Raw genomic sequence first — 14,545 nt, forward strand, 5'->3', positions numbered from 1 at the left:
TTCTCTCTCGCTTATAGCCTAGTGCGTGGCGCCGCGCCGATAAAGGCCGCGCTTCGTTAGCAGGGACAGGACCCATGAAGTTTTTCGTAGATACCGCAGACGTCAAGGAAATCCAGGAGCTTGCCGCCACCGGTTTGCTTGATGGTGTAACAACGAATCCGTCTCTCATCGCCAAGTCGGGCCGGCCGTTCCTCGACGTGATCAAGGAAATCTGCGCCATCGTCCCCGGCCCGGTCAGCGCCGAAGTGACGGCGACCGATCACGCCACCATGATGCGCGAGGCTGAAAAGCTCTCGAAGCTCGCCAAGAATGTCTGCATCAAGGTGCCCTTGACGGTCGACGGCTTGAAGACCTGCAAGGCGCTCACCAGCGATGGCATCCAGGTCAATGTGACGCTCTGCTTTTCGGCGGCGCAGGCGCTGCTCGCGGCCAAGGCCGGCGCCACCTTCATCTCGCCCTTCGTCGGTCGCCTCGACGATATCGGCCAGGACGGGATGGAACTCATCAGCGACATCATCGCCATCTATTCCGCCTATCCCAATCTGAAGACCGAGGTGCTGGTCGCCTCCGTGCGCCATCCGGTGCATGTGGTCGCCGCCGCCAAGATGGGCGCCGATGTGGCGACGTTGCCGCCGGCGGTCTTGAAGCAGATGTTCAACCACCCGCTGACCGACAAGGGCCTCGCGGCGTTCCTCGCCGATTGGGCCAAGACCGGCCAGTCAGTACTCTAACCCAAGTCGGCAAAGGGCGCGGATGTCGGATCCCGTGGAAGAGGTCAAAGCCAAACCCGCCGCGAGTGTGACGGCGGCGCAGGTCACTGCCTATCTGAAGCGCAATCCCGATTTCCTCGCCCGCCATCCCGAATTGCTCGACACGCAGCTCAGCCCCAAGCGGCACAAGGGCGAAGGCGTCGTCGATCTGCAGCAATTCATGATGGAGCGTTTGAAGACCGATGTGGCGCGGCTGCGCGCCGATCAGGACGAGATCATCGCCAACAGCCGCGACAATCTCAACACGACCGAGCGCATCCACAATGCGGTGCTGGCACTGCTCGAGGCCGAGAGCTTCGAGCAGTTCATCGAGATCGTGACCGGGGACTTGGCCTTCCTGCTCGAAGTCGATGTGGTGTGCCTCTGCCTCGAACTCACCGACGTCACCTCGCGCCGGCCCAAGCATGACGGCATCCAGTTCCTCGATCGCGGCGCCGTCGACCGCGTCATGGGCAAGAGCCGCAAGGTGTGGCTGCGCGACGAGGTTGAGGGCGATCCCGAAATCTATGGCGGCGCTGCCGATCTCGTCCGCTCCGACGCGCTGCTCAGGCTCTCCATCAGCAAGGTGGCGCCGGCCGGCGTCATCGCCTTCGGCACGCGCCATCCCGGCTATTTCCATGCCGGCCAAGGCACCGAGTTGATGAGCTTCCTCGGCCGCATCATCGAGTTCGGCATCCGCTCATGGCTGGATCTTCCAAAACCATGACCGACGCGGCAGCGGTCAAGGTCGATGCCAACCCGCTGCTCTTTGCCAAGGCCGATCTGGTCGCCGCCCTCAAGGATTGGCTCTCTTATCTTTCCCGCGAACGCCGCGCCGCGGCCCTCACGGTCGAGGCCTATCAACGCGATGTCGGCGACTTTCTGCGGTTCCTGAGCTTCTATGACGGCGATGCCCCCGATGTGGGGCGCCTCGGTGCCCTCACCCGCACCGACATCCGCGCCTGGCTTGCCCAGCGCAAGGATCGGGGACTCATTGCAGCGAGCAACGCCCGCGCCCTCTCGGCCCTGAAGAGTCTCGCCCGGCGCCTGACGCGGGAGGGGCGGATCGAGATGGGGGTGCTGGCCGCCCAGCGCGGGCCCCGCCTCCCCCGGTCGGTGCCCAAACCGCTCAACGCCGCCGAAGCCGACGCCATATTCTACAATGTAGAATATGAGACCACCGAACCCTGGCTCGCCGCCCGGGATCTGGCCGCCCTTATGCTCCTTTATGGCTGCGGCCTGCGCATCTCGGAGGCGCTGGGCCTCACCCGCGCCGACGCCCCCAAGGCCGGTACCTCGCTCCGCATCACCGGCAAGGGCGGCAAGACCCGGCTGGTCCCGGTCCTCCCCGTGGTGGCCGAGGCGGTCGCCGATTACCTCGCCCAATGCCCCTGGCCGCTTGCCGCCAACGGCCCGCTCTTCGTCGGGGCCAAGGGGGGCAAGCTCAACCCGCGGCTCATCCAGCGCTCGATGCAGCGCATGCGCCTGCAACTGGGTCTACCCGAGACTGCGACGCCGCATGCCCTGCGCCACTCCTTCGCGACGCATCTATTGGCCGGTGGCGGCGATCTCCGCGCCATTCAGGAACTGCTCGGCCACGCCTCGCTGTCGACAACGCAGCGTTATACCGAGATCGACGCGGCGCAACTTCTCTCGGTCTATCAGGCAGCGCACCCGCGCGCGAAGGGTTGAGGCTTCGCGTTCGCTATTTGATCACCGGAATATCGCTCCGAGCCAGTCGACGACCGCTCTGATTCGTGGCAATGGCCGCAGGTCTCTATGCGTCAGCAGCCAGACCTCGCGCGTCGGTAGGGGCGGCAGCTCATCAGCGCGAAGGCGCTTGAGGCGTGGTTCCGCATCACCAATTCGACGTGGCAACAGAATCCGTCCGAGACCGGTCACTGCTGCATGGATGAAGCTCTCCGCGTCATTCAGGCAAAGTGCCGACTTTCGGCCTTTGGCATGCCGTAGCCATTCAGCCTGCGGCAGGTCTTTGAAATTGTCATCATATCCAAGCCAGGGAATGGCCGTGCCTTGGCCGCGCATCTCGGCGGCACAATACGGGGAGTAGTCAAGAACCGCGATGCGGCGAGCCAGAATGCGACTACCAAGCCTTGCGTCCGGTCGCGCGAAGCGCACGGCAATATCCGCTTCGCGGCGCACGAGATTATAGTCCCTGAAATCGGCCGCGATTTCGATCCTAAGTGTCGGATATTTACCGATCAGGTCGGGCAAGGCCGGGATGAGAATTCTGTTGGCCAGGATTGGTACAGTCGTCACACGAACGGAGCCTTGGACGGGCGTGTCCACCCCCTCTACAGCTGCGCGCAGACCGCCGATCTCCGCCTCTATCGCTTCAGCGCGCCGAATGGCGAGCGTACCAGCGGCAGTTGGTGCCAACGCCCCATCCGCGCCACGTATGAAGAGTCGGACCGACAATGCATGCTCCAGCGCGCGCAGGCGGCGTGAAACGGTCGTCGCGTCTAGCCGCAGATCGCGGGCGGCACCCGCGAAGGACCCCCGCCGCGCCAACGCTAGTAGATAGCGTAGATCATCCCAATCCGGCCCCTGCATAATTGCAGTATGGCACGGCAGCATTGCCTGCTGCCAGTCGGTACCCGACCGATCCATCCTGATCTTCAGCCAAATCTAGCCGGGAGACAGTGATGCTCTACGCCGTTTTGTTCGAAGACAATGCCGCAAAGACCGACGAGGTCCGCCGACAATTCATGGCAGCACACCTCGCCTTCCTCGAAAGGAACCGTGGCGCAATCATCATGGCCGGGCCATTGCGGGAAAGGGACGGTACAGGCGCCGGTGGCATGTGGCTAGTGGAAGCAAGCTTGCCCGAGATCGTCGAGGAGCTTGTGCGTGCCGATCCTTTTTGGCCGACCGGATTGCGCCGCAGCCACCGGATTCTTGCCTGGCATCGCGTATTCGGTGCGGACGCCATCGCCGCCCGCGCATAAGAGAACCCCTCCCGCGATGGCTCGCGGGAGGGGTTACAAGAGTCGAGGCTTTGGTCGAGGGACCCGATTACATCATCGGGGTGAGGGCCACCGCGCTCTGCTGAACTTTCTTCAGCATGTCGGCGGGGAGCGGGATCATGCCCTTGTCGGCGAGATAGCCTTCCTCACCGGCAGCCTTGTCGCTGGTGAATTCGGCGATGTATTCGCGGATGCCCGGAACCTGGCCTTCGTGCTGGTTCTTCACATAGAAGTACAGCAGGCGCGAAACTTCATACTGACCGGAGACGATGTTGTCGAAGCTGGGCTCGACACCGTCCATGACGCTGCCCTGCAGCTTGTCTTCGTTCTGCTCGAGGAACGAGTAGCCGAAGATGCCGAGAGCGGCCGGATTGGCTTCGAGCTTCTGGACGATCAGATTGTCGTTCTCGCCGGCGTCGATATAGGCACCGTCTTCACGGATCGAGCCGCAAGCGCCCTTCTTGGCCTTTTCGTCCTTGATCGCGTCGATTTCGGGAACGCCCTTGCAGCCCTTGTCCATGACGAGTTCGACGAAAGCGTCGCGGGTGCCGGAGGTCGGCGGCGGACCGAGGACTTCGATCTTCTCGGCCGGGAGGCTGTCGTTGACATCCTTCCAGGTCTGGTAGGGGTTGGCGACGAGCTTGCCGTCGACCGGAACTTCCTTGGCGAGGGCCTTCCAGAGGTCCTTCACGGTCAGTTCGAAGCGGCCGTGGCTCTTCGAGTTGGCGACGACGATGCCGTCATAGCCGACGGTCACTTCGGTGATCGAGGTGACGCCATTGGCCTTGCAGGTCTCGATCTCGGTGTCTTTGATCTTGCGGCTGGCATTGGCGATGTCCGGGGTGTCCTCGCCGACGCCGGCGCAGAACAATTTGATACCGCCGCCGGTGCCGGTCGATTCGACGATCGGCGTCTTGAACTTGCCGCTCTTGCCGAATTCCTCGGCGACCGCGGTCGAGAAGGGATAAACCGTCGACGAACCGACGATGTGGAGCTGGTCGCGGGCCTCGGCGGCGCCGGCCGTCAGGATGACGATGCCGGTCGCGGCGAGAGCAAGAGAGATGCGCTTCATGGCAGAAACCTTTTTTGGTGAAACCAAGCAGCGCCGTTATTAGGTCGCTTCCATGACAGCCGGTTTTCCGATTTATGACGATTAAGTGACACCCCCTCGGGAAAGCCGCTGATTCCTTGAGCTTTTTGCCCTAGGCGAATGTGACTCAATGAAAAATCACGGCAGGTGGGCCTGCCGTGACTCTTTCATGTCATCAATTTGTTGGAGTTCGGGCGCAAAGGCCCCTTAAGCAGCCTGGCCCTTTAAGCAGCCTGGGCCTTCACATAGCGCGGATCGTGCGCCTTGCGGCCGAAGATGTCGCGCACCAGGGGCTCCCAATAGCTGAGCGGCTTGGTGGTATAGGCCGGGTCGAACGAGGTCTGGTCCCAGCTTTCGCAGAAACGGTGACAGACATCGTACCATTCGTGGCCGCGATATTCGTCGCGGGCGTTGCGGTTGCCGCCCAGATGATGGGCGTAATAGTACATCTGGAAGATGCCGTGCTTCTCGATCACCCAGGTCACTTCCGGCCGCACATAGGGGCGCAGGAGACCCGCCGCGATTTCGGCATGGTTATAGGGTGCCAACTCATCGCCGATATCGTGGACGAGGGCCGCCACCACCATTTCCGGGTCCGCCCCATCAGCCTCGGCCCGCGTCGCCGTTTGCAGCGAATGTTCGAGACGGCTGACCTTGTAGCCTTCAAGCGATTCATCGAGGCGCGCGAGCGTCGCCATGACCCGGTCGGGCAGGCCCTTGGCGTGATCGCGTTCGGACTGGTCGAGCAGCATGTAATCCTCGCGCGTGCCGTCCTTCATCTGCAGGAAACTGACGATCTTCGACATTCCAAATTCTCCCCTTGTCCTTATTCGGCCGCCAGGATGCGGCTGTTGTCTGCCCGCGTCAGCACCCGGTAGAGGCTGCGCGGTCCGTCGCTGTCGATATAGCAGCCCTGCAGGTGTCGGATCCCTTCGGCGGGATCGAAGGAGGTGCGGCCATGCAGCAGGCGGCGATTGTCGAACATCACGAGATCGCCATCGTCGAGGCGGAAGCGGATTTCGAATTCCGCCGCCTTCAGCAACCGGTCGAGCTTGCGCCGCGCATCGTAGAACGCCTGCAGCTTCTCGACCGGCAGCAGCGGCGAAAAGTCGAGACGCGGGCTGAAATGCACGGCCTGGAAGACGCCATTCTCATCAAGCTTCACATGCGGCGCCCAGGCGACATGTTCGGCATCGATGTCGCGGAAGACGAAGCGCGACTGCACCTTGCTGAGGATGTCATAGGCTGCCGGGTCCTCGCGCCGCAGCGCCTCGACACAGGCATAGCCGTCGACCAGGGTCGAGAGACCGCCCGAGGTCTGGTTGGTGAGGCAGTGCAGCAGCTGAATGCCGGGCGCCGGCTCGCGATAGGGATTGTCGGTGTGCGGATCGAGCGCCAGCGAGGAATAAGCGAGATCGTTGGCATTGGGAATCGAGCGCACGTTGAAGTGACGGCCGAAATTGGTGTCGCGCACGAAGCCGAACGTCTCGGCGACGCTGAAGATCGCCTGATCGGTGCTGGGAACGCCATGCAGAATGACGAAGCCGTAGCGCAGGAACTTGTCCACGATGTCGCGCTTCAGCGCCGCGTCCGGCTGCTTCTGCCAGTTGGCCTCGGGGAAGGGCGAAAGGCTCGAATCCCAGGCGACGAGCGGCGGCAGGCCATCGGCACCGGGGGCAAGCCCGGCTTCGGCGATGAGGTCGGCTGCCGAGAACCGGCTGACCAGACCGTCGCTGAAGGTGACGGCGAAAAGGTCGCCCCCGACGCGTTCGACAGCGGTCACGGCCAGGGCCGGATCGAGGTCCGAGGGGTTGTAGTAGCGCTGGCCGGTGCGCTGATCGACGCTGGCCTCGCCGCGGCAGCGTTCGCGCAGCCACAGCGGATGGAGGTCGATGTGAGAGCCGTCCGACCACTGCAGGCGGAGCCCGGCATGCGGTTGATCGAGCACGATAATTTCAGCCGAGGCCATTTTCTTCCATCTCTTGCCATCAGGGATGGTGTCATTTTGCGGTCGCGGTAACTTATTGAATAGCTGTAATAAACTTAGATATGATATAAACACAGATTATGGCTGAGCGACGTTTTCCCCCAATTGGGTGCCTCATTCCCTTCGAAGCTGCCGCAAGGCTGGGCAGCATGTCGGCGGCTGCCCGTGAATTGGGCGTGAGCCAGCCGGCGATCAGCCGGCAGCTGCAGATCCTGGAAGCGGATCTGGGGGCGGCCCTGTTCCACCGCAACCGGCGCGGCCTGACGCTGACCAGTGCCGGGAATGCCTATCGCCATGCCGTGGCGCTGGGGCTCGACCATATCGCCCAGGCGACTTCCGTCATCCGCGCGCAAGGGGGTGAGCATAATGTCCGTCTCGCCGCCAATTTCGGTTTCGCCCAGCAATGGCTGATGCCCCGTTTCGCGCGCCTGCGCGCCGCGCACCCGCTGCTCTCCTTCCGCCTGATGACCAGCGACGAGGATGCAGCACTCGACATGGCGGAATGCGATATCGCCATCCGCTTCGGCACCGGCGACTGGCCGGGCTGGCAGGTGGTCGATCTGTTCGCGGAAGAAGTCTTCCCCGTCTGCACGCCGGCCTATCTGGAGGCGCATCCGGATTTGAAGCGGCATGATCTGGCACCGGCCGATTTCGTGCAGGCGCATCTTCTCCACCTCGACAGTTCCAATGCCGATTGGCTGGATTGGGGCGACTGGTTCCGCTGGCATCATGTGAATGCGGCGATCCCCAAACCGCAGATGCTCTACAGCACCTATCCGCTGGTGCTGCAGGCGATCCTGTCCAGTGAAGGTGTCGGTCTTGGCTGGCGCGGCCTCGTCGACGGGCTGCTGGCCAGCGGCACGCTGGTGCAATTGCTGCCCGGATTGAAGCGCGAGCAGCACGGCTATTTCATCACCTGGCGCAAGAACCATGCGCAGGAAAAGCTGCTGCGCAAGATCGCGGAATGGATGGTGGCGGAAGCTCGATGAGCTTGGTTCGGCAGAGCCTCTCTCCCCTACCTGGGAAGAATGCCGACATTGTCGGCTTGGAGAGGATCAGGGCGAGAGAGAGTCGATGCAAAGATGAGCGGCGTCCATGCCAATGTCGCCCAAGTACCGATCGACATGGTCTTTCCACAACGCTGGCTTGAACAACAAGGCATGGCCCATCGGCGCGGCGATGAACGTTCCTCGTCCGCCGGCCGCGACGAACCTGTCGAAGTTATTCCGGCAATGCCTGATGCGATAGTATTGGTCGTAGCTGCCATGCAGCCACAGGGTCGGAATGCCCGCGGATGCGCCACGTTCAAAGAGGCGCGGGTTGACGACTTCATGACTGGAACACCCGCGCCCAAGCCAGCCGCCGTTGAAATTGATGGCGCCCCGGAACGTATTCGGCCGCATGCCCGCATAGCCGATCGCCAGGACACCACCGCGCGACACGCCGCCTATCGCAAGCCGGCTCTGATCCACATCCGACCGTTCGCGCAGATGATGCACCACAGCGTCCATATCCTCGACAGCCCGCTCGAAACCGGCAATCGCAATATCGACATCGCAGGAATAGCCAGAACCGTCTGCGGACAGGCCTTCGCCATAGGCACCTCCTGACTTTCCGCGCCCGCGGCGTTGCGGAAACAGAACCATCCAGCCCTTCTCGGAAAAATAGTTGGCCGCAACAGCCGGGCTTACGGTCCGTCGGTAGAGAGACCTATTCTGACCGCGCCCAGTAGAGCCGTGATTGAAGACGATCGTCGGACACGGCCCATCGCGTTGAGGCTTGGCCACAACGACTTCCAAGCGCACACCCGCCTCGCCGGAGGGAATGAAGAATTTCTCGAGTTTCATATTTTCGTAGCCGACGAATGCCCTACGCAGCCTTGGCGGGCGCTGCGTCCATCGGCAAATAGATGGTGAACGTGCTGCCCTGGCCGAGGACCGACTGGATTTCGAGCTTGCCGCGATGGCGGTTGACGATGTGCTTGACGATCGCCAAGCCGAGCCCGGTGCCGCCGAGGTCGCGGCTCCGCGCCGTGTCGACGCGGTAGAAGCGTTCGGTCAATCGCGGGATATGTTCGCGGGCGATACCGGGGCCTTGGTCATTGACGCTGAGGGCAAGTGCCGCCGGGACGCTCTTGGGATGCGGCAGATGGAGACGCAGCAAGGCGGGGTCGGTGATAATCTCGGCCGAGACCGTCACCACCGCCTGGTCGCGGCAATATTTGAGCGCGTTGTCGACGAGATTCTGGACGACCTGGGTCAGTTCGTCGGCATCGCCCGGCACGCGCGGCAGATGGGTGGGATCGGGTGAACGGATGACGATGCCGCGCGCCTCGGCCTTCAAGGCGAGACCATCGACGACCGCCGCCACCAAGCGCTTCATGTCGGCGCTGCCTTCGGGCGATTGATGTTCGTTGAGTTCGATGCGCGAGAGCGACAGCAGATCGGCGACGATGCGGCTCATGCGCTGGGCCTCGGTCAGCATGATGTCGATGAAGCGCGCACGCGCCTGCTCGTCATTGCGGGCCGGACCTTTCAGCGTTTCGAGGAAGCCGATGAGGGTCGCGAGCGGCGTCTTCAGTTCGTGGCTGACATTGGCGACGAAATCGCTGCGCAAGCTTTCCGCACGGCGCAGGTTGGAGACATCGTGGAAGACGATGAGCGTCCGCCCGATCTCGGCGCCCGCCGCTTCGATGAGCGAGAGTTCCGCCACCATCGAATGACCGGCGATTTCCGGCAGTTCCATCGGTTCCGGCTGTTCGCCCCGCGCCAGCGCATCGAGAGCGGTGAGGAGCGCCGGTTGGCGCAACACGGAGAGGAGCGAGTTGCCTTCGATATCGGCCCCCAGCAGATCGCGCGCGGCGAGGTTGGCAAGGGCGATGCGGCGCTGGGCATCGAGCACCAGGACCGGATCGGGCAGCGCGTCGATGAGGGCGCGCGGTGCGCCCAAAGACAGTGGCGCCTCGTCCGTATCGGACAAAACCGACGAGCCCGGCTTTTCTTCCTGCGGCCCTTGGTGACGCAAAAGGACGAAGGCCAGAGCGCTCAAGGCCGCAGCGAGAAGCACCACGAGAAGCGGCCAATCGGTGCGGCCGGTAAAGCCGACCAACGCCGCCATCGCGACCACGACCACAGCCAGATCACGAAAAAGTGTCGCGAAGCCCTTCCGCACCGAAGCCCTCTCATCCCATAATGGGCACGTTGTTATGGATCGAACCCGGCGTCCCGCCATTATGACAAAGAACCGGTGAGCCAAACGCGCCAAACCCGCGACTCGACCGGAAAGACTAAAGAAAACTGCCCAAGAGAGGAAAGCCTGTCATGGATATTTCATCCCCGCTGAAGCGAGCGACCCGCCGCAGCCGCCTGCTGGGCGCAAGCCTTGCCGCGATCGGCATGGTCGCCGTCGGCATGGCCGCGAGCCTGCCGGCCCTGGCCGACAATACCACCCCCACCTATCAGCCCTGGACCGGGACGACGCAGGGCAAGGCAACGCAGAAGCTGATCGCCGACCTCAAAGCCAAGATCGCCCAGGCGGAGAAGGACCAGGCCGGGTCTCCCGACTTCCTCGACGATCTCAAGAAATCGATTGCCGAGTTCGAGGCGGCGACGGCCGTTTCGCAGGCGCAACCGTTCCTGGACAATTTCAGTGACGGTGAGTTTGCGACCAACCCCACCTGGAAGGTGACGGCCGGCCAATGGCAGGTCGACAAATCGGGCAGCAACCGGGGTCTCGTCAGCAAGATCCGCCAGGGCGGCAATCTGAATTCGCTGCTCGGCAACCTCCTCAACCAGCAGGGCCAGCAGCAGAACAGCAATGCGCAATATGCCGCGATCTATACCAAGGCGAAGCTGCCCGGCTTCTTCACCGCCAGCACCAAGTTCACGTCGAAGGACCGCTATGGCGGGTTGCAGCTGGCGCTCTATCAGGGTGCCTCGGCGCAGAACCAGTACCGGGTCGCCTATCAGCCCGGCAACAATCAGGCCTTCCTGCTGCAGAAGGTGACGGCGAGCGGTGCCCAGACGCTCGGCGCCTATAACGGCGCCGTCAATCTGGAAGACGGCAAGGCGCATGAACTGGTGATGACGCGCGACAGCTCCGGCAAGATGACCGTCCTCCTCGACGGGCAGACGGCGATCAGTGCCGCCGACACCAGCTTGACCGGCGATTTCGACGGTATCCTCGTCACCAATGTCGGCGGCAGCTATTGGCTGCGCGAGGTGGCGGTGAAGCCGCTGCAGTAAGCGGCCATCAGTTCTTTTGCAGCCACAGCGATGTGGCGAGGTTTTGATGAGACGGCAGCGTCGCCACCAGCGACGCTGCCGTTTCCGCTTTGAGACGCGTCTGCGCATAGCGGCTGGCAAAGAGCGGCCGATAGGCGCCGCCGGTAAGAAAGGGCAGCAGCGCATTCTGTTCGTTATAGCCGCGCCAAGCCCAGTCGGCCGGGTAATCATCGGGCAGAAAAACGTCGTGCACATGGACGATGACGCCGGCGGCCAGTCCCGGCAGGATCTCGTTGAAGAGCCGGTCGACATCGGTCCCCGGCATCAGGATGTGACTTGAATCGATGAAGAGCATGTCACCCGGCTGCAGCGCACCGAAGAGCGCCGGATCGGCGTCTTCGAGCAGGCAGCGCTGCATGTCGACCGCCAAGCCGGCGAGGTCGGCGCGCGGCGCCGGATCGATCGCCACATGGCGCGTCGCAAGCTTGCCGTCGGCGATGGCGCGGGCGGCAAAGCGCGTCGAATGGCCGGAGCCCACTTCGATCAACAGCCGCGGCTGATGGCGGCGCATGAAGCGGTAGAGCATCGCGGCATCGAGCGGCGCAAACCAATGCTGGTTCCAGCGCGGTGCCGGCGGCGCATCGTCGGCGGCGATGCGCATGAGATCATCCCGCCAGGTGGCAAGATCGTCGAGGGCGGCGATGAAATCGGCACGCGCGGCACCGAACAGGCGCGCAGCCGATGCGTAAGCGTCGAGCGGGCGCACGGAACAGGCATAGCGATAGGGAATGAAGAAGCCGCGCCGGGCGAGGCCCAACAGGGTCGGCAGGCCGAGCCGAAGCTGGCGCCAGAAGCGGTTGGCCATCAAAGCCTGCCTTGCGGTTTCGCCGGAGATTCCACGGGCGGCGAAAATGACCGGTCATGTGGGTGATGGCAAGTGGGCGCGTGATGGCGCGCAGGCGCTGCATCCCCGACGATGGCGGGTTAGCCGCGCTCGATGCCCATCGCCTCGCGGGTCCAGGCGGTCGGAACCTCGGGCACTTGAGCCGTCTGAACCTGGGCCGTCTGGACTTGGGCCGTCTCAACCTGCGTTTGATCGCCGCCGGTTGAGAGCGACGCCGTGTCGTCGGCGGCATGCGCCGCTTCGGGTTGGGTCACGAGGTGGAGATTGGCTTCCTCGGGCGTCCGGTTGTCGACGCCCAGCACGCGCGCGGCGAGATCGGTACCGGCATCGCGCCCGGTCTGGGCGCGAATCACCGTGTCGCCGACAGCGCTGGCGATGGAAAGAGGACCAAACGGGATGGCGCCGATGAAGTTCGACAGGCCATAGGCCTCGTCGCCGGTCACGGCGCGATAGATCTGGGCGACGACAGGAATGTGCTGCAGCGGGTTGATGATGTCGACGAAATCGTCCCAGCCGAATTCGCCATCCGGGCCCAGGAACAGCTCACGCGCCCCGGGCGTCTCCTTCATGCGCCAGGTCTTGCCGGAAGCGGCGATCTGCCGTTGCTCTTCGCGGTCGGGGATCGTGTCGAGCCAGACGGTTCGGCCATCATCCTTGGGTTCTGCGACCTCGCCGTCACTCGTTGCCGGCACGCCGTCGGCGGCTTCCGCCGCCGCACCTTCGGCCGGGGTTTCGACCGGCACTTCAGCCGGCGTCTCAGCCACCTGGGCCGCGGGTGACGTTTCCGGAACGGCCGGTATGGCGGATTTCTCGGGATCGACCTCGGCCGGCGCGGTGGTGAGCGGGATGCCCCCGGCATTGACCGGAACGGCCGGGGGGACGGCCGGCGGACTTGGCTCATCAGGGAGCGGCATGCCGGTCAGGGCGGCAAATTGTTCCGCGCTGAGGGTGGGAATGCCATCGGCCGGCATCAGGGCATTGCTGGGTGGGGCAGCAGCAGGCGGGGATGCCGCCGGTGGCTGGTAGGGCGTGCCGTTGTCGGTGCCGGCGAGCTTGCGATAATCGGCAAGGCTCAGGCCCCGCTCCGGCTGGCTTTTGAGGGGCAGCTGCTTTCCCTGCTGCTGCACCCGATATTGGGCCTGCAGCATCTCCTGGAACTGGCTCTGGTCGATGGCGCCGGGGCGGAGCGCATTGCCCGGGATGCCGCCGCTGCCGGCGGTCGGCGCGAGCGCCCCACCGCGGAGGGTGGGTGATGGCGCCGATGCGATGGTCGGAAAATCCGTCACGCTGCTGTCATCCCCGGGTTGAAGCCAGGGTCGCGGACCTTTATCCGCAACCGTCCGGGAAGGTTAAGAGCAAGCGGCGTGCCAGCGCTGGACGATCCCAGCTATTGGGGTCGGCGGGCGGCAGGATCAGAACATATGGCCGAAACGCATCGCCTTGGTGGAGAGGTAGCGTTCGTTATGATCGTTCGACGGGAACACATGCGGAACCCGCTCGGTCACATTGATCCCGCACTGGGCGAGCCCGGTCACTTTTTCCGGGTTGTTGGTGAGGAGCCGCACCGCGCCGATGCCGAGCTGGCGCAGCATTTCGGCCGCCGGCTGGTAGAGGCGCTCGTCGGCACCAAAACCCAGCTGCAGATTGGCATCCAGCGTATCGGCCCCGGCATCCTGCAGGCGATAGGCGCGCAGCTTGTTGACGAGGCCGATGCCGCGCCCTTCCTGGGCGAGGTAGAGGAGGACGCCGCTGCCAGTGCCATCCGGAGCGGAATTGGCGATGGCGGAAATGGCACCGCGCAGCTGCTCGCCGCAATCGCAGCGGAGCGAGCCCAAGAGATCGCCGGTAAAACATTCGGAATGGAGGCGCGTCAGCACCGGGCGGCCGGTATCCAGCTTGCCGATGATGATGGCGAGATGCTCCTTGCCGCCGTCATGCGGGCGGAAGGCGATGATTTCGGCATCCTCGGCGCCTTCCAGCGGCACGCGGGCCGAGCTGACGCGGCGCAGATTGGCCGCCGCGTTGCGGCGCCAATGCGCAAGGTCGCGCGCCTCGAGGCGGAAGGCGGGATCGACCCAATGGTCGAGGCCCGCGCGCGGGACCAGAACGAGGATCGCGGCCGGCAGCAAGCGCGCCGCCTTCATCAGTTCGATCGCCCCTTGCGCGATGGCGGGGGCGATGTCGGTCGCCGCACCGACACCCAGCGCCTGGGCATCGAGGGCGGCGACGGTCGGGTCGGCCAGCTGGCGCACCGCTTCGGCCGCCAGCGCGCCGCTGACCGAGAGAAGACGATATTCCTCGGCCGGTGTGTTGGCGGGGAGTGCCAGGCCGCGCTTCATGAGGGCCTGCGCCCGCTCCGCGGTGAGGACCAGGCGCAGCTCGCCCTTGCGGCCGGACGTACTGGCGGTCTGCAAGGCGGCAAGGGCCGGCTGCTCAACGGTTTCGGCGGCGAGGACCAGGGCCGCCTGCTCGCCTTCCAGCAAAGCCACGACGCCGCCCCGCCGCAATTCGGCGACGGCGCGTTCGACTTGGGCTAGGCAGGTGGCGGTCCAGACGCTGGGGTCGAGGGCCGCCGGATCGATGGGGGTCATCTTCATCCCGGGGG

General features: G+C 64.1%; 15 protein-coding genes. 6 read left to right on the forward strand and 9 right to left on the reverse strand.

All coding sequences use genetic code 11. The annotated features are described in order from the left end of the window. The first annotated feature begins 74 nt into the window (after window positions 1-74). The 3 genes from fsa to ACE3PP_RS07935 are packed head-to-tail and all read left to right on the forward strand — an operon-like array spanning window position 75 to window position 2,441. Window positions 75-731 (forward strand): fructose-6-phosphate aldolase, encoded by a 657-nt coding sequence (gene fsa / locus ACE3PP_RS07925; RefSeq protein WP_374380187.1) that lies wholly within the window; start codon window positions 75-77, stop codon window positions 729-731. Between the two features lie 22 nt (window positions 732-753). Then, window positions 754-1,476: a DUF484 family protein gene (locus ACE3PP_RS07930; protein WP_374380190.1), complete on the forward strand. Its 723-nt coding sequence runs from the start codon at window positions 754-756 to the stop codon at window positions 1,474-1,476. After that, window positions 1,473-2,441 (forward strand): tyrosine recombinase XerC, encoded by a 969-nt coding sequence (locus ACE3PP_RS07935; RefSeq protein ID WP_374380193.1) that lies wholly within the window; start codon window positions 1,473-1,475, stop codon window positions 2,439-2,441. The genes ACE3PP_RS07930 and ACE3PP_RS07935 overlap by 4 nt, the downstream gene beginning before the upstream one ends. 21 nt (window positions 2,442-2,462) lie before the next feature. Here the strand turns inward: ACE3PP_RS07935 and ACE3PP_RS07940 are convergent, their stop codons facing one another. After that, window positions 2,463-3,380 carry a LysR family transcriptional regulator gene (locus ACE3PP_RS07940; RefSeq protein WP_374380196.1) on the reverse strand — a complete coding sequence of 306 codons (918 nt, stop codon included), beginning with the start codon at window positions 3,378-3,380 and terminating at the stop codon, window positions 2,463-2,465. Window positions 3,381-3,415: 35 nt separating this feature from the next. Between ACE3PP_RS07940 and ACE3PP_RS07945 the strand changes: the two genes are divergently transcribed. Continuing rightward, a complete protein-coding gene (locus ACE3PP_RS07945) occupies window positions 3,416-3,718 on the forward strand; it encodes a YciI family protein (RefSeq protein ID WP_374380199.1) in 303 nt (100 codons plus the stop codon). Between the two features lie 67 nt (window positions 3,719-3,785). Here ACE3PP_RS07945 and ACE3PP_RS07950 read toward each other — a convergent pair whose 3' ends face one another. The 3 genes from ACE3PP_RS07950 to ACE3PP_RS07960 form a co-directional block, all read right to left on the reverse strand. After that, on the reverse strand, window positions 3,786-4,808 hold the full coding sequence (locus ACE3PP_RS07950) for a PstS family phosphate ABC transporter substrate-binding protein (RefSeq protein WP_374380201.1): 1,023 nt from the start codon (window positions 4,806-4,808) through the stop codon (window positions 3,786-3,788). A 242-nt stretch (window positions 4,809-5,050) separates the two neighbouring features. Beyond that, the gene (locus ACE3PP_RS07955; RefSeq protein ID WP_374380204.1) at window positions 5,051-5,632 is read right to left on the reverse strand and encodes an HD domain-containing protein; all 582 of its coding nucleotides are present in this window, start codon (window positions 5,630-5,632) and stop codon (window positions 5,051-5,053) included. 20 nt (window positions 5,633-5,652) lie between these two features. Continuing rightward, entirely contained in the window at window positions 5,653-6,795 is a 1,143-nt protein-coding gene (locus tag ACE3PP_RS07960; protein ID WP_374380207.1) for a TauD/TfdA family dioxygenase, read from the reverse strand. A gap of 98 nt (window positions 6,796-6,893) precedes the next feature. Between ACE3PP_RS07960 and ACE3PP_RS07965 the strand changes: the two genes are divergently transcribed. Next, window positions 6,894-7,802 carry a LysR substrate-binding domain-containing protein gene (locus ACE3PP_RS07965; protein WP_374380210.1) on the forward strand — a complete coding sequence of 303 codons (909 nt, stop codon included), beginning with the start codon at window positions 6,894-6,896 and terminating at the stop codon, window positions 7,800-7,802. Window positions 7,803-7,868: 66 nt separating this feature from the next. On the opposite strand, the gene ACE3PP_RS07970 is transcribed toward ACE3PP_RS07965, so the two are convergent. After that, entirely contained in the window at window positions 7,869-8,660 is a 792-nt protein-coding gene (locus ACE3PP_RS07970) for an alpha/beta hydrolase family protein (RefSeq protein WP_374380213.1), read from the reverse strand. A 22-nt stretch (window positions 8,661-8,682) separates the two neighbouring features. Further along, window positions 8,683-9,984: an ATP-binding protein gene (locus ACE3PP_RS07975; RefSeq protein ID WP_374380216.1), complete on the reverse strand. Its 1,302-nt coding sequence runs from the start codon at window positions 9,982-9,984 to the stop codon at window positions 8,683-8,685. A gap of 149 nt (window positions 9,985-10,133) precedes the next feature. On the opposite strand from ACE3PP_RS07975, the gene ACE3PP_RS07980 reads away from it, so the two are divergent. Then, window positions 10,134-11,057: a hypothetical protein gene (locus tag ACE3PP_RS07980; RefSeq protein WP_374380219.1), complete on the forward strand. Its 924-nt coding sequence runs from the start codon at window positions 10,134-10,136 to the stop codon at window positions 11,055-11,057. Window positions 11,058-11,064: 7 nt separating this feature from the next. Here ACE3PP_RS07980 and ACE3PP_RS07985 read toward each other — a convergent pair whose 3' ends face one another. From ACE3PP_RS07985 to ribA, 3 genes are all read right to left on the reverse strand, one after another. Beyond that, window positions 11,065-11,901 carry a class I SAM-dependent methyltransferase gene (locus ACE3PP_RS07985; RefSeq protein WP_374380222.1) on the reverse strand — a complete coding sequence of 279 codons (837 nt, stop codon included), beginning with the start codon at window positions 11,899-11,901 and terminating at the stop codon, window positions 11,065-11,067. Between the two features lie 119 nt (window positions 11,902-12,020). Further along, window positions 12,021-13,226 carry a hypothetical protein gene (locus tag ACE3PP_RS07990; protein WP_374380225.1) on the reverse strand — a complete coding sequence of 402 codons (1,206 nt, stop codon included), beginning with the start codon at window positions 13,224-13,226 and terminating at the stop codon, window positions 12,021-12,023. Between the two features lie 126 nt (window positions 13,227-13,352). Further along, the gene (ribA, locus tag ACE3PP_RS07995) at window positions 13,353-14,531 is read right to left on the reverse strand and encodes a GTP cyclohydrolase II (RefSeq protein WP_374380228.1); all 1,179 of its coding nucleotides are present in this window, start codon (window positions 14,529-14,531) and stop codon (window positions 13,353-13,355) included. Between the last annotated feature and the right edge of the window lie 14 nt (window positions 14,532-14,545).

Origin of the sequence: Dongia sp., assembly GCF_041910485.1 — a bacterium.
Lineage (GTDB): Bacteria > Pseudomonadota > Alphaproteobacteria > Dongiales > Dongiaceae > Dongia.

Coding starts and splice junctions, on each gene's coding strand:
- fsa (WP_374380187.1), top strand. CDS start 75: ATGAAGTTTTTCGTAGATACCGCAGACGTCAAGGAAATCCAGGAGCTT.
- ACE3PP_RS07930 (WP_374380190.1), top strand. CDS start 754: ATGTCGGATCCCGTGGAAGAGGTCAAAGCCAAACCCGCCGCGAGTGTG.
- ACE3PP_RS07935 (WP_374380193.1), top strand. CDS start 1,473: ATGACCGACGCGGCAGCGGTCAAGGTCGATGCCAACCCGCTGCTCTTT.
- ACE3PP_RS07940 (WP_374380196.1), bottom strand. CDS start 3,380: ATGGATCGGTCGGGTACCGACTGGCAGCAGGCAATGCTGCCGTGCCAT.
- ACE3PP_RS07945 (WP_374380199.1), top strand. CDS start 3,416: ATGCTCTACGCCGTTTTGTTCGAAGACAATGCCGCAAAGACCGACGAG.
- ACE3PP_RS07950 (WP_374380201.1), bottom strand. CDS start 4,808: ATGAAGCGCATCTCTCTTGCTCTCGCCGCGACCGGCATCGTCATCCTG.
- ACE3PP_RS07955 (WP_374380204.1), bottom strand. CDS start 5,632: ATGTCGAAGATCGTCAGTTTCCTGCAGATGAAGGACGGCACGCGCGAG.
- ACE3PP_RS07960 (WP_374380207.1), bottom strand. CDS start 6,795: ATGGCCTCGGCTGAAATTATCGTGCTCGATCAACCGCATGCCGGGCTC.
- ACE3PP_RS07965 (WP_374380210.1), top strand. CDS start 6,894: ATGGCTGAGCGACGTTTTCCCCCAATTGGGTGCCTCATTCCCTTCGAA.
- ACE3PP_RS07970 (WP_374380213.1), bottom strand. CDS start 8,660: ATGAAACTCGAGAAATTCTTCATTCCCTCCGGCGAGGCGGGTGTGCGC.
- ACE3PP_RS07980 (WP_374380219.1), top strand. CDS start 10,134: ATGGATATTTCATCCCCGCTGAAGCGAGCGACCCGCCGCAGCCGCCTG.
- ACE3PP_RS07985 (WP_374380222.1), bottom strand. CDS start 11,901: ATGGCCAACCGCTTCTGGCGCCAGCTTCGGCTCGGCCTGCCGACCCTG.
- ribA (WP_374380228.1), bottom strand. CDS start 14,531: ATGACCCCCATCGATCCGGCGGCCCTCGACCCCAGCGTCTGGACCGCC.